Source organism: Candidatus Eremiobacterota bacterium (assembly GCA_031082125.1).
Taxonomy (GTDB): Bacteria; Vulcanimicrobiota; CADAWZ01; order CADAWZ01; family Ess09-12; genus Ess09-12.
The window spans coordinates 162,287-183,253 of record JAVHLM010000010.1 but is presented as its reverse complement, the minus strand read 5'-3'; the positions used below and the strand labels follow the sequence as shown (position 1 = coordinate 183,253).

At 53.3% G+C, this 20,967-nt stretch carries 20 protein-coding genes; 4 read left to right on the top strand and 16 right to left on the bottom strand.

The features are described 5' to 3' along the window. Positions 1 to 12: 12 nt before the first annotated feature. Positions 13 to 1,248: a coenzyme F420-0:L-glutamate ligase gene (locus tag RDV48_13570; GenBank protein MDQ7823822.1), complete on the bottom strand. Its 1,236-nt coding sequence runs from the start codon at positions 1,246 to 1,248 to the stop codon at positions 13 to 15. Between the two features lie 163 nt (positions 1,249 to 1,411). Between RDV48_13570 and RDV48_13565 the strand changes: the two genes are divergently transcribed. After that, positions 1,412 to 2,977 (top strand): hypothetical protein, encoded by a 1,566-nt coding sequence (locus RDV48_13565; protein ID MDQ7823821.1) that lies wholly within the window; start codon positions 1,412 to 1,414, stop codon positions 2,975 to 2,977. On the opposite strand, the gene RDV48_13560 is transcribed toward RDV48_13565, so the two are convergent. Genes RDV48_13560 through RDV48_13545 form a run of 4 tightly spaced genes read right to left on the bottom strand, consistent with a single transcriptional unit; the run spans position 2,974 to position 8,475 of the window. After that, complete coding sequence (locus tag RDV48_13560) at positions 2,974 to 3,729, bottom strand: M50 family metallopeptidase (protein ID MDQ7823820.1); 756 nt, start codon at positions 3,727 to 3,729, stop codon at positions 2,974 to 2,976. The two genes, RDV48_13565 and RDV48_13560, sit on opposite strands and share 4 nt — an antisense overlap. A gap of 51 nt (positions 3,730 to 3,780) precedes the next feature. Next, positions 3,781 to 4,671, bottom strand: a complete 891-nt coding sequence (locus RDV48_13555; protein MDQ7823819.1) for a metallophosphoesterase — start codon at positions 4,669 to 4,671, stop codon at positions 3,781 to 3,783. Between the two features lie 14 nt (positions 4,672 to 4,685). Further along, the gene (locus tag RDV48_13550) at positions 4,686 to 7,085 is read right to left on the bottom strand and encodes a hypothetical protein (protein ID MDQ7823818.1); all 2,400 of its coding nucleotides are present in this window, start codon (positions 7,083 to 7,085) and stop codon (positions 4,686 to 4,688) included. A 28-nt stretch (positions 7,086 to 7,113) separates the two neighbouring features. After that, positions 7,114 to 8,475, bottom strand: coding sequence for a glycosyltransferase (locus RDV48_13545; protein MDQ7823817.1), 1,362 nt, complete (start codon positions 8,473 to 8,475; stop codon positions 7,114 to 7,116). A gap of 170 nt (positions 8,476 to 8,645) precedes the next feature. Between RDV48_13545 and RDV48_13540 the strand changes: the two genes are divergently transcribed. Both RDV48_13540 and RDV48_13535 read left to right on the top strand, forming a co-directional pair. Then, positions 8,646 to 9,233, top strand: a complete 588-nt coding sequence (locus tag RDV48_13540) for a hypothetical protein (protein MDQ7823816.1) — start codon at positions 8,646 to 8,648, stop codon at positions 9,231 to 9,233. 13 nt (positions 9,234 to 9,246) lie between these two features. Continuing rightward, the gene (locus tag RDV48_13535; GenBank protein ID MDQ7823815.1) at positions 9,247 to 9,909 is read left to right on the top strand and encodes a tetratricopeptide repeat protein; all 663 of its coding nucleotides are present in this window, start codon (positions 9,247 to 9,249) and stop codon (positions 9,907 to 9,909) included. Positions 9,910 to 9,974: 65 nt separating this feature from the next. On the opposite strand, the gene RDV48_13530 is transcribed toward RDV48_13535, so the two are convergent. From RDV48_13530 to ftsZ, 10 genes are all read right to left on the bottom strand, one after another. Beyond that, positions 9,975 to 10,133: a rubredoxin gene (locus RDV48_13530; GenBank protein ID MDQ7823814.1), complete on the bottom strand. Its 159-nt coding sequence runs from the start codon at positions 10,131 to 10,133 to the stop codon at positions 9,975 to 9,977. 123 nt (positions 10,134 to 10,256) lie between these two features. Next, positions 10,257 to 11,459, bottom strand: coding sequence for a flavodoxin domain-containing protein (locus RDV48_13525; protein ID MDQ7823813.1), 1,203 nt, complete (start codon positions 11,457 to 11,459; stop codon positions 10,257 to 10,259). A 167-nt stretch (positions 11,460 to 11,626) separates the two neighbouring features. Continuing rightward, a complete protein-coding gene (locus RDV48_13520) occupies positions 11,627 to 12,001 on the bottom strand; it encodes a desulfoferrodoxin (GenBank protein MDQ7823812.1) in 375 nt (124 codons plus the stop codon). Positions 12,002 to 12,024: 23 nt separating this feature from the next. Beyond that, positions 12,025 to 12,618, bottom strand: coding sequence for a rubrerythrin family protein (locus RDV48_13515; GenBank protein ID MDQ7823811.1), 594 nt, complete (start codon positions 12,616 to 12,618; stop codon positions 12,025 to 12,027). Beyond that, the gene (locus RDV48_13510) at positions 12,572 to 13,060 is read right to left on the bottom strand and encodes a transcriptional repressor (GenBank protein MDQ7823810.1); all 489 of its coding nucleotides are present in this window, start codon (positions 13,058 to 13,060) and stop codon (positions 12,572 to 12,574) included. The genes RDV48_13515 and RDV48_13510 overlap by 47 nt, the downstream gene beginning before the upstream one ends. Positions 13,061 to 13,123: 63 nt before the next feature. Beyond that, a complete protein-coding gene (locus tag RDV48_13505) occupies positions 13,124 to 13,651 on the bottom strand; it encodes a hypothetical protein (protein ID MDQ7823809.1) in 528 nt (175 codons plus the stop codon). Positions 13,652 to 13,670: 19 nt separating this feature from the next. Continuing rightward, positions 13,671 to 14,306, bottom strand: coding sequence for a hypothetical protein (locus RDV48_13500; protein MDQ7823808.1), 636 nt, complete (start codon positions 14,304 to 14,306; stop codon positions 13,671 to 13,673). 2 nt (positions 14,307 to 14,308) lie between these two features. Next, positions 14,309 to 14,863: an isoprenylcysteine carboxylmethyltransferase family protein gene (locus RDV48_13495; GenBank protein MDQ7823807.1), complete on the bottom strand. Its 555-nt coding sequence runs from the start codon at positions 14,861 to 14,863 to the stop codon at positions 14,309 to 14,311. Positions 14,864 to 15,029: 166 nt separating this feature from the next. Next, entirely contained in the window at positions 15,030 to 15,572 is a 543-nt protein-coding gene (locus RDV48_13490) for a hypothetical protein (GenBank protein ID MDQ7823806.1), read from the bottom strand. A gap of 65 nt (positions 15,573 to 15,637) precedes the next feature. After that, on the bottom strand, positions 15,638 to 16,915 hold the full coding sequence (gene ftsZ, locus RDV48_13485; protein MDQ7823805.1) for a cell division protein FtsZ: 1,278 nt from the start codon (positions 16,913 to 16,915) through the stop codon (positions 15,638 to 15,640). Between the two features lie 496 nt (positions 16,916 to 17,411). Between ftsZ and RDV48_13480 the strand changes: the two genes are divergently transcribed. Continuing rightward, positions 17,412 to 19,199 carry an N-acetylmuramoyl-L-alanine amidase gene (locus RDV48_13480; GenBank protein ID MDQ7823804.1) on the top strand — a complete coding sequence of 596 codons (1,788 nt, stop codon included), beginning with the start codon at positions 17,412 to 17,414 and terminating at the stop codon, positions 19,197 to 19,199. Positions 19,200 to 19,237: 38 nt separating this feature from the next. Here the strand turns inward: RDV48_13480 and RDV48_13475 are convergent. Further along, a partial coding sequence (locus tag RDV48_13475) for a Yip1 family protein (protein ID MDQ7823803.1) occupies positions 19,238 to 20,967 on the bottom strand: 1,730 nt, incomplete at its 5' end.

Genomic DNA, 20,967 nt, shown 5'->3' with positions numbered 1-20,967 from the left:
TCTGTGGATTTTTTATTGGGAGGGGGCCTTCACTATCACTATGGGTGTCTGCTCGTTGGCGTTCCCCGCAGGATTGAATTCCAGGGCTTTTGCAAGATACTCGCGGTGCTGGGGGCACGTGGAGGCAAGAATGTCAACACGCCTCAGGTCATTGACATCGACAATCGCTCCTTCAAGTCCTGTCTTTTCCTTGATTCCGTCAACAACCTTCTGAAGGTCTGCCGGGCCCATGACCACATACTTGTCAAAAGGCGGAAGGGTGCCGGTGCAGTCATCAATGGTGGCGACACTTTTCCCGGCCACACGGTAGAAATCTCCTGAACGTCCCACGATCTTCCCTGCGATGCCTGCTGCGGCGGCAAAGAGTATCCGCAGCACTCCCACCTCCCTGAAAGCCATCTCAAGACTGTAAGGCGACGAGAGACTGCTGTCCATTTCAAAGAGCTTGTTGAGCCTTGTGGCAAGAAAACGGGGCCTTATGTCCTCCACATAGGTGATTCTCCCCTGGAGAATTGCCACAGCGCTCTCGGCAATGGTGAGAATATCACCCTGCCTTGCCTTGTCCCCGGCATACTTACTGATTATCCCGGCAAGATCCTCATGGGGCCTGAGAAGATGGGTTTTTATGGGAATCACGTTTTCCTGTGCCTCTCTTTTCGGAGACTGAGGAGATTCTTCAGGAGAGGGTGCCGCTCTAGGGGGTTTCTGTTCAAAATGTGAGAGGCCGAGTGGCAGGGAATCCCTTTTATGGGCCATGAGGTTCCTTCCATAGTACTTGTAATGGATATCAATGGAAAATCGCTCAAAAAGCTCACCGATCTTGAAGGATGGCATCTTTTTTACAGAAAGCACCACTTTCATGAGGCACTCCCTGCCAGGTTTCACCAGGCAGGCCTCCCAGTAATCATCATTCCGGGGATTCTCATGATTGATGACCTTGACATGGAGATCGACGTCCTTGAATTTGTCGCCTTCGGGCTGGAGCCTCCCGAAGCAGTCGATAAGGAGCGCCTGGGATTTGCCGGTATTTGCGAAGGGTACCAGGAATGAGAGCTCCGCTCTTTCCCCGTCTTCACGGAGCTCCCGCGACGATATCCTTTCGGCAGGGAGCGTCAGTCTGCAATCACCGCGCTTTGCGGCGACGGCCCTTTCTGCGAGAACCACGAAAAGGACTGTGCACACAATCACTGCTGAAATCACGTACCACATATTATTTCCACCACCGATGAATTTGTTCTGAATTTCCATGCACTCTCACCTTTTCCTTCTCATATTCCGGAAAAAAAGGAAGAGAGGACGGAAAGAGAAAATATTACTCTTGATCTGGCACTTTTCAGCCTTCTGGAGTCGCGGTGGGCTCCAGGGGCCGAGGGTTCAGGGGAAAGACCTGGAACGAAGTGAGGACCAAGGAATGGCTGTACAGACCTTCAAGGGGAGCCCCAACGCGAGATACTTCGCTCATTCAGTGGACTCCCAGATCACTCTTTCTCAGGGAGAGAGAGTGATCTGGAAAAGGACCATTGATGACAGGAAATTCTCACTGCTCTCTGTCTCAAACAGCGGGCTTGTGACCCTGGTGACCTCAGCGGGAATAGTGCTTCTCTCCCAGTCGCCCAAGGAACCCCCCGAGCCTGTCGAGCTCTTCTCAAAGAAGGCTCTTGCCCTCCAGAATGCGTTCCTTGGCAACGTCACGATGAACAGGAGCGGGACACAGCTCTGCGCCGATAAAATCACAAAGCAGAGCAAGCTCACCGGCAAAATACTTGAAGTGCTCTCCTCGACGCAGGCGGAAAAGGATCTTGAGCAGCATGAGATACTCTTCTACAGCATAACAGGGAAAAACCACTCCATTTACTATAAGCATCAGCACCCCAGGCTCCTGGATACAAAATTCAGCTGGAATATCTCGGAGGACTTCAGCTTCATGGTCATCGCGGAGCCTCAAAAATCGGGAGCGACGCTGAAAGTGAAAGTCTCCCTTATCCATGTGCCCACTTATGAGGCATATCAGGAGCTTGTGCTCCAGAATCCCAGGCTGGGAGAGATGCATGTCAACGAGCTGGGGACAATGGCCATGGAGCTCCTGAGCGGGGGAAGCCGCGAGCTCACCATCATCACCCAGGACGGGACGCGCTCCTCTGTCACCGTGCCCTCCAATTACCGGGTCCTCCACCTGGGGAAAAATTACGTGGCCTTCAGAACGGCGCCTGTCCCTGCGCTCATGGTCAAATCCTTCGATGACCTGCTCCTCTGCCATGCAGACCTCAGGGCCCTTGACACCCTGAAAATTCCCTACGAGATCCACTTCAACGAGAGAGACGAAATTGACGTCCTCTATTCACTGGAGAATGAGCTGAAAGTCCTCAATTCAGCCGTTGACCGCTTCCAGATAGATGCGAGGCGCTGGGAACTCCTCGCCGAGCAGGTGGAAAGGAACATGAAAGGCCAGCCCGAGATAGCCCAAAAAGAGGAAGAGGTGCGAAAAAGCCGTGAAAAGGCTGACGAGAGAAAGAGAAACCTTCTCGCGGATGAGATCATAGAGCGTAAGACTCTCAATGCGGAAAAGACAGCGGGGGATCAAGCCTCCACGGCCCAGTCCCTCGACTCACTGAAGCTGCAGTTCATCACAGGCCAGATCAGCGACGAGGAGTATATGAGGCACAAGGAGGAGCTCGACAAGAAGCTTGTAAAAAGCCCACCGCAGAGCCCTCACATCCATGAGGAAGAGGCACCGCCGCCTAAAAAATCAAAAGCTCCCCTGCCCGTGGAGCCTGCACCGCTCCCCCAGGGGCGGCAGGCCTCCCTGGATGCCCCCCGGAGCAGAGGAGCATCACCAGCAAAAAAGAATCCGGAAAAAGAACGGGCCCAGAGACTCCTGAACGCCCTTGAGGAGCGCTTCGTCTTTGGGGAGGTCTCCGAGGAGATCTACCTGGAGCTGAAGAAAAAATACGAGGCCATTCTTGCAGCGCCCGATTAGTCCTGCTGTTTTTTTATCTTTCTCACCCTGACAGCAGGCTTTTCCTCTTCATCTTCACCTGCCGCCTCCTGTGCGCCTCCGGAGCCTGCAATCCTGAACGACAGGACAAGAATCGCCAGGGCCAGCAGAATCCATGCAATCCCTATTGCCACAGAGAGCCCTGGAAAGCCCAGCATGTTCGCAATGGCATCGGCATCACTGCCGATACCGCTCCTGTCTATGAGGTCCTCCTTGATATCGACAACGGCATAGAGGCACGAGGTCATCCCGAGAAACTTCAAAAGCCAGTCGTTGAAGGAACCGGGAAGAAAGCGGGCTGCCACCAGCATGAAAATGCCGAAAAGGAGGCAGAACACTATTCCGAAGGGCTCTCTCACATACAAGGCGGTAAGCACAATGACAACGATGCCTATCACGAGAGAGACATGCCTGTCGAAGCGCGTTCTTGCCGCAAGGATGAGAATGAGGCTTCCTAAAGCCATGCTTCCCAGATAGCCTGCACTGGCAATGAAGACCCTGCAGAAAAATGAGGGCGGCGCAAGATATTCGCAGAGCCCGCCTATCCGGGGATCAATCTTGATCTCCACTATGCGGCCGCCGCAGATCAGGGCAGCAAGCCCATGGCTCATCTCATGGAGGATTACCACAAAGAGCTTCAGAGGGTAAAGAAGGGGAGTATCCCAGAGGAGATAGGCGGCAAGCACGCAGCCTCCCAGGGCAAGTATGTTTCTGAGGCTCTCAGAGATCTTCATGGCGGCCCCCTCTCTTATCCATGCCGGCTTCTCTATTCTTCATCTTTCGAGTCATATTTCAATGAGAGAAATCGCTTCCCGTGCCACTTCATTGAGATCCGGGCTCAATCCGCGGAGATATCCCACAGGGCTGCTCATGAGATTCACCCCTCGCCAGATCAGGGACACCTTCCTGTGGATATGGCCGAAGAGCCAGTAGCGTATTGAAGGGAAATCCCTGATTACCTCGCCGAAAGCCTCACTCCCGAGAAAGGCACAGGAAAAATCAAGGTGGGGCTCATGAGAGTATCTCAGGATATCCTTCACGGGGAGAAAATGGGAAGCGACGACCGTTGGCGTCTGCGGCGCCCCGCGGTGCAGTGCGAGCTTTTCACGGAGGGACTGCACCATCCACTGCGTCACATGGGCAGGATGGACTCCCCTGGCGGTCTTTCGGAAATTCTGGACCGGAGGGATGCCGCTCCAGTCCGTATAGATAAAATCATTCCAGCGCAGGTTTCTCCACAGTCCCGCCTCATAGTCCTCCTGCGTGATCTGCCTGTCAAGGCTGGCGTTGCGGAGGCTGTAATCAAACCACCCCATGGTGCCTGTAAAGAGGCACCCATTGACTGTCACCGCCTCCTGGTGCAGGTCAAGAAATCCATGGCTCCTGCAGAGGGATGGTATCTGCGATTCATATTTTTCAAGAGTCTCTCCTTCCCGCTTTGCTTCCCTGCCAAGGGACCACACATCGTGGTTGCCTGCCACAAAGAGCTTCGTGCATGGCAGGGACGAAAGGGCTGAAAGAGTCTCTCCCAGAACTTCCAGCGAAGGCGCCACATCGCCAAGAAGAACAAACACCTGGGGCTCCAGGGCGGCGAGGGCCTCGGCAAGCCTGGGCACAAGCTCCTTGTTGGGCCTGGTGATATCGACGTGCAGGTCAGAGGTAAAGGCGATTCTCATGGCTTATGCTGGTTTCAGGGCTCAATAAGCTTGGTGTAAAGCGGCGTTTTTTCCCCGCCGAACTTCTGGAATCCCCCGGCAAAGTATTTCCTGAGGAGCTCCTTGTCGGTGCCGTCAAAATAAACCTTGGATTTGGCGTCGGTTCCCGACGGGCGAAGGCAGATGTCACGGACGGCCCTTCCCTTGGAAAACCACATCTGCAGTCCGTCGGACCATACATCGATCTTCTCAAGATGACTCCATTCTTCTCGCATGGCCGGTATGGCTTCAGAGAGGATTTCCCGGAGCTCCTGAAGCGAGATGGGCTTTCCGCCGGGGGCCTGGGCTCCCGATTTGTAGGCAAGTGCGGCATGACGGAAAAACTCGTTAAAGCGGTTGCGCCCGGCAAGCCCTTCGGCCTTTGCCCTGGCAAGCTCCCCTGGATCGATAATGGCTTCGTTGTAATGGATGATATCGCCGCGGAACTCCATGGTGTTGACGATGGCGTTCCTGGAAAAAATCTCCTGCAGCAGGTCATGGAAATAGATGGTCTTCCCTGCCTTCCGCCCTTCAAGATACAGCCGGGACTGGAGGGCTATGGCGGAGAAGCAGGCTTCGCCGCTGGACTTCTCCCTCATGGCAATGACAAACTCGCCATTCACATTGTAAATCGGCACGCGGGGCCCCCCGATCTTGCCGCCGCTCTCCTCGCCGGCATGGTGGAGCTTGGGATTGGCGCCCAGGGTGATCTCCTCTCCCAGCTCGTTCCTCACGGCGAATCCCCCGCCGGGATGAGCCTTCAGGCCGCTCTCCACGCTCCGCTCAATAGCGGCTATCTCCTTGAAGCCCACGGGAACCCTCAGAACCGGCACCTTGTTGCAGTCCGCCCATTCATCCCATGAGAGAGCCGACACATAGGTATGGATGTCAAAGTTTGAGTAGTCCCCCCACCAGCCGTCATCTTTTGCCTGGATCATATCGTTATCGGCAATCATCAGGAAGAGCTGGTTCGGTGAATAAAGGGCAAAGAGGGAATCTGAAGAAAGGGGCACAGAGGTGATTCCCAGCCTGTCAAGAGAGGGCTTTTCCGCGGCCGGCACCACCTGTCCCCCGACGAAGCGGTCCACGTCAGGGTCCACGTTGAAGATCACCTGGCCTGCCGGGGCATCTTTCAGTATGCTCCCATAGCCTGCCGTCTCGACAACCTGCGGGAGGCTCGCATCGACGGAAAGGTGGATCACTTCAAGCACTTCCGGCATATTTTTCTTGGGAGCTACGACAAAACCGATATTCTGAAAGAAGGGATCCTCTTCGGTCCTTATAAGGCCGCCTTTGAAAATGTCAAAAACCCCGAGCGCCTTGAGAATGGAGGAAATGGTCCTGTAACCCGCTCCTCCGAAGAAGTCAAGCATGAGGCGGAGTCCCTGCGCTTCTGCCTCCTTGATCATGGAGATGGCGTGAGGTGAAGCCGGACCCGCCTTCAGGTAGTTGACATAAAGCATCGCTGTGCTCTCATAGTCCAGGCGCCGCATGAAGTGGCTGTCGTTCTTTGCCGCAAGCCTGAAGGTATAGCCTTCCCGCTCAATGGTCTCCATGATATGCCACATATGCTCGACAATCATTACGTAATGTTCAGGGAGATACTGGGAGCCGTCAAAGGAGAGGATCTTATCGCTCTGCTTCTGCGGTGCGCCGTGGCTCGAGGTGAAAAAATCGCCTCCCGAGAGGCCCAGGATAAAAATGAGGAAGCTCCACATGAAGATTGAAGAGGTGTCCCTGTTCTCCACATCTTTCATCAGAAACACGTAAAGATCATTGGCTGCATAGATCCGCGACACAAGGTCCACAAAGCGCGGGGTGTTGGAGCGTACCTCGCCGCCGACAATTCTCACGGGGTTCTTTCTCACGAATTCCATGATCCCCGCGAGCTTCATACCGAAGATGCTCTCGATGATTTTCACGTTTTCTTCGCCGAGCCTGCCCGCCACTGTGGCTTCATCCACAAGGGGGAGCGCTTTCATGCGCTCAGCATGGTGCTCCTTGACCATCCTGGAAAGCGCTTCGGCTATGAGGGCGAAGATATATTCATTGATCCTGTAGCGGTGATCCCAGGGGCAGATGACATTCTGGTTCTCCCTCACTCCCGCCGTTGATACCTGCGATTCCCTGGCGAATTCCTCCACCTGCTTGCGGAGGCCGATTTTCCTTGCATGGTCAGGGGACATGAAGAAAGTCAGGGGCGCTGAATTGCCGAGATCAAAGGGAGGGGCGCTCATAATGGGGAAATTTGCCTTCTCCCAGGCTTCCATGCTTTTCCTGGTCTGGTAAAGATAATATTCCCTCATCTGCTGCGGCGTCATGCCGGCAGTCACCTTTTCAAGGTGGGGCCTGCTTTCGTCGAAAGCAATCAGATCGGCCGATGATGGCGTTGTCATGGGTTACACGTCCTTCCTGGCATGAATTCTATTGCTGGAGGGCTCTCTCTACAAGCCCTGCTGAGACAGTATAGGCGGCATAGGGCATGCCCACCTTCTTGAGGTGCTCCTGAAGATCACCCCGGTACTTTTCGTCGGTGATAATCTTTCCGGCAAGCGCAGCCGCCTCGTTCTCATCTCCGGCCAGGACGGCACAGCCGGTATCGGTAATCTTGGGTATGAGGAGTTCCTCCAGGCCTGGAAGGGGAGTTATCAGGATCATGGGCTTTTTCATGGCAAAGATCTCCGATGTGGTGAGCCCCCCCGGCTTTGAGATGATAACGTCGCTTGCTTTCATCCATTCGCTCATGGTGTCAACATAAGGGAGGACCTTCATCGGCGACTTGAGATCAGGGGTAAGTTCTTCAAGCTCCCTCTTCTTCTCGGCATTTTTGCCCGTGATGGCCACGATCTGTAAGGGCCTGCCGAGGCCGTCGAGGGCCCTTGCAATTCCGGAGAAATTCCCGTACCCGAGCGAACCTCCCGCCATGAGCACCACGGGGAGCGACGGGTCAAGGCCGAGCTTTTCTTTGAGCTCAGCCTGCGAGAGGCCTGACGGGCCGGCAAAGGAGGGATCGATTGGTATGCCCGTGATCTCTATCTTCTCAGGGGCCACGCCAAAGCGCTCCAGATCGGCCTTTACCTCGCCGGTAGCGACATAGTAACGCTCAATGTTCTTCTGTGCCCACATCCTGTGGGCTCCAAAGTCGGTGACTACGCTGTGAACAGGCTGATCGATGAGCCCTTTCTCCTTCCAGTAGGAGAGCATCGAGTTCATCGGCGAGTGGGTGGAGAGGATTATGTCGGGCTTCTCCTGCTGGATCTTGGTGAGAAACTTCTTTGAAAGGAATGATTTCATCTTCATGCCAAGGTTTCCCAGCGCATAAACAGGCCCCGAGCCCTCGAAGGACTTCCTGAAGGCCCATGATCGCAGGCCTGCCATATATCTGGTGATCATGTTGAAGGCTGCCACCTGGCCTGTCATCACGCCTGATGCAGAGAGGTTAAGGGTGTTGATGTTCTGTACCTCCACGCCGGGAATGGATTTCAGCACTTTTTCCACCGACCGGGCTGCCGATGCATGGCCCCCCGTATGAGACCCATGAACGAGGAATACTTTTACCTTCTTCCAGGGATGAAGGGCGAGGGATTCCTTTATCTGCTGCTCAAGCTTTTTGGGGAGGCTCTCCATTCCTGCCGTGCCGGGAGCAACGGTGCTTCCCATTTCCACAGTATCCTGGAGGGAGCTTTCCGGGCCTCCGGCGGCGGGGGCGCCATCTCCCCTGATTTCCGCCCGGGTACCGGGGCCCAGAGGCGGAAGAGGCGAAGAGATTCCCTGAATTTCCATCATTGCGGCACTCCTCCCATTTATTACCTCACTATTATACTTTATCTCCTCTCGAAAGTGAAGACGGAAAGTTTGCCAAAAAGTAAATTCCTAGGTACATTTCATGCAGGAAAGATGAAATGCCCCACGAATAGGAGGAATGAGCATTACAAGGTTCAGGGGGGGCATCAGTCGTGAAACACACAGTAAAAAGAGACAGTTTTCTTCTTATATTCCTTATGATATGCCTGTTACACAGCGCTGCATATGCAGGAACGATTGAGGGAACACTCCTTGAGGATACCGGGGAGCCGGTGGAAGGCATACCCATACTGATCTATGAGGGTGAAGACCCCGAGAGGTATACTGCCTATCCCGATGAGATTGGAAAAGCCATCAGAGGGAGAACAGAAAAGAACGGGAATTTTTCAATCAATGTTCCGGCACGCATGAAAACCTTCAACCTGAAGGTGAAGGTTGATACGACCTATTATTATCCCATTGAGCTGAAACACATCCCGAACCAGGAAGGCACATTCAGTCTCCCCGAAAAGCTCCTGGTGCGTTTTATCGATAATGAGCCCTTCTGGGTGACCTCCGATGACAACTCCCGCAATCCCAACACCTTGAGCGTGAACACCAACCGGTGGGAGCAGATCAAGGCCAGGGGAAAATCCATACCCATCTACTTCCCACCGGTCAAGTTCGAGCCCCTCTTTGTCACTCCTGTTGAGGGGAAGACACCGGAACTCCGCGGGCTTCCCGTCAAGAAGACACCGTAAAACGGGAGGAAAAGTGAGCGATCTTAAAAAACTTCTCGATGAAGGCATCAGCCTGATGGAGCAGAAAAGATGGATGGAGGCGGTGCTCCTCTTCAAGAGCTACTCCGAACAGGATCCCACTTCATCAGTAGGCTATACCAATGCGGGCCTTGCCTATGCGGCGCAGCACAGGCTCGATCTTGCCATACCCCAGTGGCAGAAAGCGGTGGAAGTAAATCCCCGCGATGCCCTGGCCTGGTTTAACCTCGGCCAGGCTTACCACGAGAAGCACCAGTCCTTTGACGCCGAGAAAGCCCTGAGGGAAGCAGCCAGGCTCGATCCGGGAAATGTCCGCTTCCTGAGGCTCCTGGCAAAGCTCCTTGATGAGCAGAACAACCTGCCTGAAGCCATTGAGACGTACCGGAAGATCCTGGGGTGCGAGCCTGAGAACCACGAGGTCCACAACAATATGGGAGTCCTGCTCGGGAGAATGGGCCTCATCAATGAAGCCCTTGCCGAGCTTGAGGAAGCGGTAAGAATCAAGCCTGACTATGGCGGTGCCCATGGAAACCTGGCCCTGGCATACTGGCAGATGGGCGACACAGTCAAGGCCTCCCTCGCTCTTGCCCTTGCGAAAAAGTTTGGAGGACGCGTCCCCCCCGAAGTGGCAAAAAGCATAGAGGCCCGCCGGAACTGAGGAAAATGCCCCAAAAAAACAGAAAGCACCTCCGGAAAGACCGGAGGTGCTTTTTTATTCACCATTTAATCAAGCGGAGAGAAATCTTCTTTGCCGGCACCGCAGACGGGGCACACCCAGTCTTCGGGAAGCTCTTCAAAGGGGGTGTTTGACGGGATCTCACCGTCAGGATCACCCTTCTTGGGATCATAGATATATCCACAGATTTCACACTTATACTTCATTGTGCTGCTCCTTTCTTGATTTTATTGCCGTCCCCGGGGGGCAGCGCCACTCTGCCGGGATACGGGCGCGTGAATTCTTTTCTCCTTTTTTCGGGATTATCCTCCATGAAAAAGGAATATCCCTTATCCTGCAGCCACGGGGCTTTTGAGGGCCTGGCCTGTCTTCCTCCCGAGCTCATAGCACTCTTTCAGATCGCTCTCACGGGGAACGTACCTTACCTTTACCATCGGCTCTATTACCGCGATGCCCATTTTATCCATATATTCCCGCATCTCTGCAACAGCTTCGCCGCTCCAGCCATAAGACCCGAAGAGCGCTCCTATCTTTCCAGAGGGCTTGAGGCCCTTCATATAGGAGAGCATATCCTGCATGGCAGGCAGCATGCCGTTATTAAGAGTCGGTGAGCCGCATACCACAGCTTTTGCATCGAGCAGTTCCGTCATAATCTCGCTCCGGTGGTTTTCTTTAAGGCCCAGGAGCTTGACGCTCGCTCCTTCAACGGCGATGCCATCAGCAACAGCTTTCGCCATTGCCTCAGTGCTCTTCCACATGGTGTCATAGATGACCAGTGCCTTGGCAATGGACTTCTGCTGGCTCCATCGGTCGTACGCCTCCAGAATCCTGCCCGGCGAGGTCCGCCATATAATCCCATGGTCAGGGGCAATCATATCAATAGGGAGGGCCAGTTCCTTCACCTGGGCAAGCAGCTTCTGCACGAGGCCGGAGTATAGAAGAAGGATATTGGCATAGTACTTGGCGCAATGGTGAAAAAGCTGCGTCTCGTTGACCTGGTCGTCAAAGCGCTCACTGGTAGCCCAGTGGTGGCCAAAGGCGTCGCTCGAGATTAAAAGCCTGTCCTCTTTGAGGTAGGAGAACATGCTGTCAGGCCAGTGAAGCATCCTGGTCTCAAGAAACTGGACCGTCCTCCCGCCTATGCCGACCTCCTGGCCGGTCTTCACCACTTCATAGGGCCAGCCTTCCTCGTGAAAATGGTCGATGAGGGCTTTCCTGCAGGCTGCCGAGCAGTACAGCTTTTCAGGCTTCACCGCTTCCATGACGGCGGGAAGAGCCCCGGAATGGTCCATCTCGGCATGGTTGACTACCAGGTAGTCTATTTTTGAGGGGTCCACTATCTCGGCTATGGACTTAAGCAGCTCATCGCTGAAATCACGCTTCACTGCGTCAAAAAGGGTGATCTTTTCGCCCATCACCAGAAAAGCGTTGTATGTTGTGCCCTGATAGGTGGAATAGCCATGAAAATCCCTTATGGCCCAGTCGATGGCTCCCACCCAGTAAATGTTCTTTTTAATCTCTACAGGATGCATGGGTCCGCTCCTTTCGCAGAACTTGAAGTCAGAACACCGAAGGCTTGAGACAATGCCCTGTGCTGTCAGGAACAGGAATACCTGCTTGGGCTTTCCGGCGGTGCCTCGGGGCTCCCGCAACGGAGGCTGCTGCAGGTATTCCTCCTTAAAAAGGGCCTGTTCCTCTCCTATGCTTTCCAGAGCCCATGGAGATTGCAGTACTCCCGGGCCGCCACATTCCCTTCCTTCACCGCAAAGTGCGCTTCCGGCGCCTCACCCGGTTTGAGGAATTTCCTGCAGACTCTCTCGCCTTCCATAATCTCAACCCACTCGATAAAGTGCTTTTCCTCCATCGGGTGAGGCACGCTTCCCACTTTCACAAGCACGCCATCGGCCTGCTTCTCAATGACAGGAACGTGCTTTTCCTTCGCGGCGTCAACAGTATTTTCCGCCAGGTGCTTCATCGGCTTCCCGCAGCACACCAGCTCGCCGGCGCCTCCATGGAGCATCTCCACGATATTTCCGCATATCTCACATTTATAGACCTGCATTCTCTGTGTCATAGAAACCTTTTCTCCTTTCCTTGTTACCAGTTCTCGCCAAGCAGCTCAAAATAATCGAGGGGGTGGAGGCAGGCAGGGCATTCATTGGGGGCTTCCTCGCCCTCATGAAGATACCCGCAGTTCAGACAGCGCCATGTGACCTTCTTCTCGCGCTTGAACACGCGTTTCTTTTCAATGTTCTTTATGAGATCGCTGTATCTCTTGTGATGCTGCTTTTCAGCGACGGCGATATTCTTGAAAGCCCTTGAAACGTCTTCAAAGCCCTCTTCCTTTGCAATCTTTGCGAACTCCGGGTAAAGGGAGCTGAACTCATGATGCTCACCGGCAGCGGCAGCCTTGAGGTTCTCGAGGGTCGGGCCGATCACTCCGGCAGGGAACTCTGCCACTACTTTCGCATCTCCTCCCTCAAGAAACTTGAAGAAGCGCTTGGCATGCTCCTTTTCCTGGTCGGCCGTCTCATCAAAAATCAGAGATATCTGGACAAAACCGTCTTTCTTTGCCTTGCTCGCAAAGTAGGTATAGCGGTTCCTTGCCTGTGATTCCCCTGCAAAAGAGGCAATCAGGTTCTTTTCAGTTTTTGTCCCCTTGAGTGACTTTTTTTCCTTTACCTTTGTCATTTTTTCCTCCTTTTGGTTTTATCTGCCTTTCAGGCGCTTTATAATGCACTTCTCCTCCACAGGAAGGACAGATGCCGACAAACTCCAGGATATGACCTCTCACCTCATAACTGCTGAGGGTTCTCACTTCTTCCTCAATTCCCGCTAGAGGTGTGATGCATATGTCATCAAGCCTGTTGCACTCAATGCACCTTATATGATAATGGGGATCTGCATTGCCGTCATAGCGGCGCTGAAGGTTGCCCATTTCAAATCGGCTCACCAGGCCGGCTTTATGGAGTATCTCGAGATTCCTGTACACAGTACCGATGCTTATTCTTGGAAGCCTTTTCCTCAGGATCTCATAAAATTCTTCAGCAGTGGGATGGGTCTTATTTTTTTTGATTTCATCAAGAATAACTTTTCTCTGGGTAGTGACTCGCTTGATCAATTCCTGTTTCATCTGATAATAGTTCCTATTATTTTTAATATTTTATGCGATTTCCATAGATTTGTCAAGAGGTGCCTATTTTTTTTCAGCACCTTTCTTTTGAAATGTTGTCTTGGGAATAAGCTTGAACATTCTTGAGGAAGGCTCTGCCTGCGAAGGTGTCTCCAAAGCTTTTTTGCCCTTCCCGTCATCACTCCTTTCTTCCTCAGAAGATTTTTCAAGTTTTCCGATTTCCCACTTGTCTTTTTCGGCCTTTTCATAGTCCGGGCAGATATTTTCATTGCACTGATCGGCTTCTATATACTTGATGCCCGTTTTCGTGCAGCGCCAGCGGGTGACCTGGCACTTGACAAGATCAAGGGGGGCAAAGTATCTGCAGCGCTCTTCCCTCACAAGCATGTCAGGAACTGAGCAGACTTCACAGATTTCCCTGTCCTCGGTCACCTCAAAATTCGGTATATAGGCGGTGCAGCGCTTCGTGATAATTGTCCTCCCCTCCTTGGTCATCCTGGACGGGAGCAGAAAGAGGCAATACTTTTTTGAAGGCTTCCTGGTGGCCTTCATCTTGGGGTTAAGGCTTTCAGGCCTGCTGTCGTGATCCATGGGAACTCCTTTGCACTCTTTACTTTTTTTCCAGGCCTTTATATTCGAGGAGCTCAAGGGTATGAACTTCCCCCGACTCATTGGTGAGCACCACGGCCGACTCCTCTTTCACAAGTCCCACGCCTCCCGCATACCAGCGTTTATCGGTAAGCGAGCGGCCGTCACTGGTGGTTCCCCTCTCCACCACCTTGAAACAGTCATAGCTCCTGTTTCCTACTGAAACTTTTTCCTTCGACTCCACGGCGCTCTCGAAGGATCCTTTCATGCCGAACATCTTTCCTTCCCATTTCCATGAGTCCCCCACCTTCAGGGGGAGCTTGAGGTAAAGCTGGGGAGGAGTAAGGTTCGTCTCTATGAAGCCCAGCGCCGGGTGAACCCTTTTATATGAATAGATGCCGTCCTCTCTCTTTTCAAAAAGCTCTGAATCAACCTCATCGGCCGATTCCTTTTTCACTTCAAATATGATGGCCTTTCCCTCGTCAAGTTTTTCCTCTTCTGTAGCCCTCACTTCGACCTTTCCCGACAGGGACGTTCCTGCTGCCTTGTATTTCCATGACGTTCCCACCTCCATCGGGAAATAGTCATTGGAAACCTTCCCGCAGCCGCAGCACATGATAAGGCAAAGACAGAACAGCAGACCTGTGATTCTTCTCATGGTTAATCTCTCCACATGTTAGAAATTCTGGGGACAATGAAGGGAACCCCTTCCTGGTAGTCAAGATAGCCCTGGCCAAGTTCCTCCATAAGCAGCCTTTCCTCCATGTATGCCATGAAGGAGAGAATGGCGGCACACACTGCTGTCGCCGCAAGCATGGTGAGGGAGCCGAAAATGAGACAGGTTCCCAGGAGCATGACAACCAGCGAGACATAGACCGGGTGCCTCACAAGCGAATAAGGAACCTCCCGCACCACCTCGTGCATTACCCTGATCTCATTTCCCGGGGACCAGCAATCCCCGAGAGTCGCTTTTGACCAGAGGGCGCAGAGGAAACCGGCAAGAAATATCACCAGGCCGGCAAGTGCGAGGGGAAAAAAGGCCCATCCGAAAGGGAATATGAAGGCAACAACAAAAACAGCGGCTATAAGCAGCGGAACAGGAACAGCAAGAGCCCCTCTCCTGCGTACTTCACCGGCAGGATCACTCCGGTACCAAATTACCATGAAGAAGAGCCAGAGGAGCAGGCAGATCCCCTGAATTATCAGCGTATACAAGGCTCTCACCACTTCTTCCGATTCGTATTCCCCAGTAAACCCCTGCTATTCTCTTTGTCTGGAGGGACACCCAAAGACTTCTCTTCGCGGCTTTTCTTTCCCTTCTCCGACTTGTGAGAAAAGGGATATTATTGGGGGAACAGAAGCGAAGAGGGAAGGCACTGCGCTATTTCAGTGAAGCCTCTATTCTTTTGAAGTCATCGCCGGTAAGAAAAACCTCTTCTCCATGGATGCGGCATCTCAGCACCTTGGAAGCACCCGGGGTCCCGTGACCGGGCTTCTCAAAGATATAGCTTATCGAGTCACTGTCCTTGTCGGCGGGACAATAGAAATTCTTCCATATATTGAATACCCGCTCCTCGATTCCCGATGGCGTTTCAGGGGTGCTCCCCTTTGATTGATCCGAGTCTGACTTGATATAGCCTTTCAGAACAAGAAGATTCTCAGGGTATTCACCTTTTTCCCTGTGATAGGCGGCAATCATGGGCCCGATGATCGTGGTGACCTGGGTGCGGCAAAGGGACCTTTCGCGGGACTTCTCGTACTTGTCACCGCTCTTGTTGCTGATATAAAGGAGCAGGACCATCACCGCGATAATCGCCGTGATGATAAGAGCGGGAAGCCAGAACTCCTCCCACTTTTTCTTTTTCTCCCTTTCCTGCTCCCGCTGGAGTGGCTTGTGCTTTTTCTTGCTTTCACCGGATTTCATATGGAACTCCGCCCCGGGCCCTCACTGGGACTCCAGGGCCTCACCTCGTTCTCACTTAAGGCTCCTTATTTTCTCCTCCTGAGAATGGCAGGGATATCAAGCTCATCCATATCAACCTGAGGCTTGAAAGGAGCCTGGGCTTCCTGGGCTTCCGGCTTCCTTTCCGCAGCTGACCCGACAGTCCCAAGGCCTGTCGCCAGGACGATAATCTTCATCTCGTCCTGGAGATCCTGATCGACTACGGCTCCGAACACAATAGTGGCGTCGGGATCGGCTGCTCCCACAATTATGTCGGCTGCCTCTTTTACCTCATAGAGCGAGAGAGTGGGATCACCGGTGACGTTGAAAAGGATCCTCGTGGCACCGTCAATGGTGGTATCGAGGAGGGGACTTGAGATAGCCCTCTCAGCGGCTATCACAGCCCTGTTGGGGCCATCGGCAATGCCAATCCCGAGCTGGGAGGAACCGGCATTCAGCAGTATCGTCTGAACGTCTGCAAAGTCCACGTTCACAATGCCCGTGCCCACGATAATATCCGATATGCCCTGCACGCCGTAACGGAGGATATCATCAACCTTCCTGAAGGCGTTTACAAGGGATATGTCTTTCTGTACCACTGAGAGAAGCTTGTCATTGGGAATGGTGATCAGGGTGTCAACCTTGCTCTTCAGCTCATCTATGCCTTTTTCAGCAATTCTCATCCTGTAGGCGCCCTCAAACTTGAAAGGCTTGGTGACCACGCCCACGGTGAGGGCTCCTATCTTTTTGGCAAGCTCAGCTACCATAGGCGCGGCACCGGTCCCTGTGCCCCCTCCCATTCCTGCCGCAAGAAAGACCATATCGGCGCCCTCGAGCCTTTCCCTGATGGCATCCAGGCTCTGTTCTATCGCCTTCCTGCCCACGTCGGGATTTGAGCCGGCACCGAGCCCCTTGGTGATTTTCTCACCGATATGGATGACATGGCTGGCATTGCTGAGCAGAAGCGACTGGGCATCGGTGTTTATTGCAATAAACTCCACGCCTTTAAGGCCCACTTCCATCATCCTGGAGATGGCATTGCATCCTGCCCCGCCAATACCGACAACCTTGATCCCTGCGAGGTGCTCCAGCGACCCTCTGTCACCAGGATGAAACCGCACCTGGTGTGAGGGCCCCTTCTTTTCCTGCACCGGCGGTTTTGCCTCCCGGCTTTCATACAATAGAGGCTTTTTTTCCCTTGCCTGGGGCTCGGGCAGTGGTTCAGAAGGGGATGGCTTTTCCTGGGCTCTCACTTCTCCTCCCGTGGAAATCACCTCTTCACCCTGCTCTCCGGAAGGTGTTTTGTGAGCTGCATCATCTGACATGTTATATCCTCCTTCTCATACCTTGAGTCTATCTTTTACCGGCACCTGAACCTGCGTTGAATCCGCGGCAACGGCAGGCGATTCATGCTGCACTCTCCAACAGGGCAGCCTTTATCTTGTGGCCATAATGGGCGGCGTGAAAGCCGCCCTCTTAGGCATGTATTATTTTTTTTCCTGAATTTTCCTTTTTTTTTCTGCAATCCCCGGGGTGGTGCAGGAAATGAAAGGGTGAATATTTTTTCCATGCAAGAGGATTTTTCAAAAAACGAGGAGAAACTATAGACTGACCATTCGTACCCCCCTCGCTGAAAAGTGCAGGTCGGGCTCTTTCTATGAAAACGGCCCCAAGATGATAGAAAGAGTGCTGCGCACAGTGATATTTTCCAGGCTTGTTTTTCAGAATCCCCCCTCCACTGGGTTAGTTGCTGCTTCAACATCTTCCTCCGGCGTGCGTTCAGGCTCTTAACGACAACGTGGAAAGGAAGATGATGTGTTGATGCCCAAGAAGTTCTCTCTAATTATCCTCTCGATGCTCATTGCAGCTCTGTGCAGCACCGAGGCTTTTGCCCGGAACACCCCGGCAAAGGCCAGAACCACCTTCACCCTGATGGGAGAGGAACTCCAGATCGACTGTTTCAGGAAAGATGCCACAAACCTCTATCTTCCCATTGAAGAGGAGAAGATCGCACACCTCTGCAGCGTGATGGGAGGAATGGTTGAAAAGTCCCCGGACGGAAAAAGCTACTGCATCACCAGGGATTCACAGTTCTTCGTGATAAGGGCAGAAGAATCTGATGACAGCGACTCCGTGATACTTATGAGGCAGAAGAGGAAGACCATTGTCCTTGTAAAGCTCGAGACCCTCATGGAGGCGCTGAAAGCGAAAGCCTTCTATGAACGGGAAAAGGAACAATATCATGTCTATCCCCTCATCTCAGGCATAGACATTGAAGAGCATGACAACGGGCTTACCCTCACCTTCCAGGCCTCGTCAAGCATCAAATACTCGACAAGCGATGAGGAAAATCCCGCAAAGACCGTCATCACTATTGAAGATGCCTGCCTGGATGGAACAGTGCTGCTCCCGGAACATCCTCTTCTGGCAGGAGCGACACTCACTCAGAACTCGTCGGTGCCTGCCTCAGTGGTGCTGAGCATTCCAAGGAGCGAAGCAGCAAAGATTGAAGTGCAGCCGAGGCCTGTACCCCATTCCGTGGTGGTGAAAGTATCAAAAAATGAGCCCATGGCCGCAGGAAGCTCAATGCCTTCCCGCTGTGCCGAGCTCCAGAACATCTCTGTTGAAGACACAAAAGAACAGGTCACCATCACCCTTGATATGAGCTCGGAATTCCGCTATCAGTGGTCACGCCTCCGCTCGCCGGACAACCGTTTTTTCATAGATCTGCAGGGGATATCACTCTCTGCAGCCACGACAGAGTTCACCCCTCAGACATGCTTTGTCCGGAAGATCAGGGCGGCGAAGCTCACTGCAGATTCTCCCGGCACTACCAGAATTGTGCTCGATCTCACCCATCCTGTTGTGTGTGAAATCAAACACAATCCTGCAAACTCAAAACAGCTCATCGTGGTGGTGAAAAACCAGTTCATCAACCCCGCATGTGCCCAGTATTCCGGAAACGGCACCACCGAGCGGCTTTCCATACCCGATGCCGATGGCCAGACAATCTGCATTGATCCCGGCCATGGCGGCTCAGACAGAGGGGCATGCCACCGGGGTATGAGTCTCTCAGAGAAAGACGTCACTCTTGAGATCTCTCACAGGCTTGCTTCAATCCTGAAAGGTCGGGGATGGCGCGTGGTGATGACAAGAAGAAGCGACAGAGATGTCACCTATGCAGGCTCACCTGACAGCGAGGAACTGGGAGCCCGGACGTCCGTGGCGCAGAATCAGGGCGCCATGATTTTCCTGAGCATGCACATCAACGCGAGCCTGAATAAAAAGGCGAATGGTGTTTCCACGCACTGGTACAAAGAATGTGACAAGGTTCTCGCAAGGGAGATACAATACCAGCTTGTGTCCGTGACAGGAAGAAGAGACAGGGGCATCCAGAGAGACCGGTTTTATGTCCTGAGAAACTCCGATATGCCCTCGGTGCTCGTGGAAGCAGGTTTCATAAGCAATGACGAGGAGGCAAGGCTCCTCACCAACGATGAATATCTCCAGAGGATTGCCACAGGCATTGCTGACGGGCTGGGCATCTATATCGGCAAGATATCGGTAAAACGCTCTGCATCAAGGCGCGGTGCCTCAAGCAAGAAATAGCTTCATCGCCAGAGAGAACATGCTGCCAGGGGAGGGCATCAGAGATTGACCCCTGGCAGTTTCATTTTCATGACCAGATGGTAGATATTGTGCTTGCTGATCTTGTCGACAATGAGCCAGAAGACAGGGATAGTGATCAATCCCAGCAAAAAGAGCACCACAAAGCTGAAAGTTATTTCATAGTTCCCCTCGGGAATCTCGTATTGCTCCTTGAAGCCTTTGGAGATCATATAGATTCCGTAGACAAGGCCTGCGAAGAAAATCACATAATAGGTATATTCCTTGAGGGCGAAGAGCACTCCCTTATAGACGAGAAAGGCGATGATCGTCGCTGCCGCAATAGTTCCCGCCGAATATGCCACAATGGAGAATGCCTGTCCAAACCTGCCTTTTCCCCCCAGCATCTTTGCAAAACCGTGAAGCAGCAGAGCAAGAAGCACAGTGGCGAAAATGGCTATCAGGTAAGAGCCGAAAAAATAAAGGGCAAAATTCACCACGAGCTTCTTTATCAGGATCTTTTCCTTGAAGAATATGAAGGCACACTGGATGCCGATATGGACAAAATAAATCACCATGATATAGTTAAGGGCTTCCATGCTGTGCAGAAAGGTTGTCTGGAAAAAGTCAACGGGGCTCATGAGCAGATGGACAAACTTTTTGGCCATGTCGCCCATGGTGCCGATCCTGCTTATCTGTGATTCATCGATAATGGTGGAGTCATCAGGGGGAGGGAGCACCTCGGGGGGGGGGGGAGCCTGCTCTATTACCTCGCCCGGGATTTCAGAGATCGCTGGTGCCTCTTCGATTACAACGGCACCAGGGGATGGCTCAATTGCCGCCGGTTCGTATGCCTTGGGCCCCGGCTCTTCAAGAGCAGCGGGAGGCTCTAATCCTGGTGCAACTGGAGCCCCGGCAATTTTTTCGGTGACCGCAGCCGCCGCTGCCGCTATCGCTACTGCCATTTCATCCACCGCAGCTTCGGCAGGCTCTTTTACCGCTTCCTCCGCGACGGCTTCTGCAGGTGCTTCAACTGCTGCTTCTGCCACTGCCTCGGTCGGCTCTTCAGCTGCTTCGGCGGCTTTCTCAGCAGGAGCTTCCTCTATCACCAGTATAAACTCTTCAACCGCAGCTTCAGCGGGCTTTTCTGCAGCTTCCTCCATGACGGCTTCGGCAGGCGCTTCCGCCACTACTTCCGCAGGTGCTTCAACTGCTGCTTCCGCCACTGCCTCGGTCGGCTCTTCAGCTGTTTCGGCTGCTTTCTCAGCAGGAGCCTCCTCTGCCACCACTTCAACCGCTTCAACCGTTTCAACCACTTCTACAGCCGCTTCAGCGGGCTTTTCTGCAGCTTCCTCCATGACGGCTTCGGCAGGCGCTTCCGCCACTGCTTCTTCAGGTGCTTCAACTGCTGCTTCTGCCACTGCCTCGGTCGGCTCTTCAGCTGCTTCGGCTGCTTTCTCAGCAGGAGCCTCCTCTACTACCACTTCAATTACTTCAACTTCTTCAACCGCCTCAACTACTTCTACCGCAGCTTCGGCAGGCTCTTTTGCAGCTTCCTCTTCTGCCGCTTCCCCATGAGTCTCAGTCACTGCTTCCGCGGGAGCCTCCGCCACTGCTTCCGCAGGAGCTTCCTCTGTCACCGCCTCAGGCTCTTCAACGGCAGCCTCGTCAGGCTCTTTCAGGAATTCCTCAAATACCGCTTCTGCCGGAGCTTCTGTCACCGCCGCTTCGGCTGCTTTCTCAGCAGGAGCTTCCTCTGCCACCACTTCAA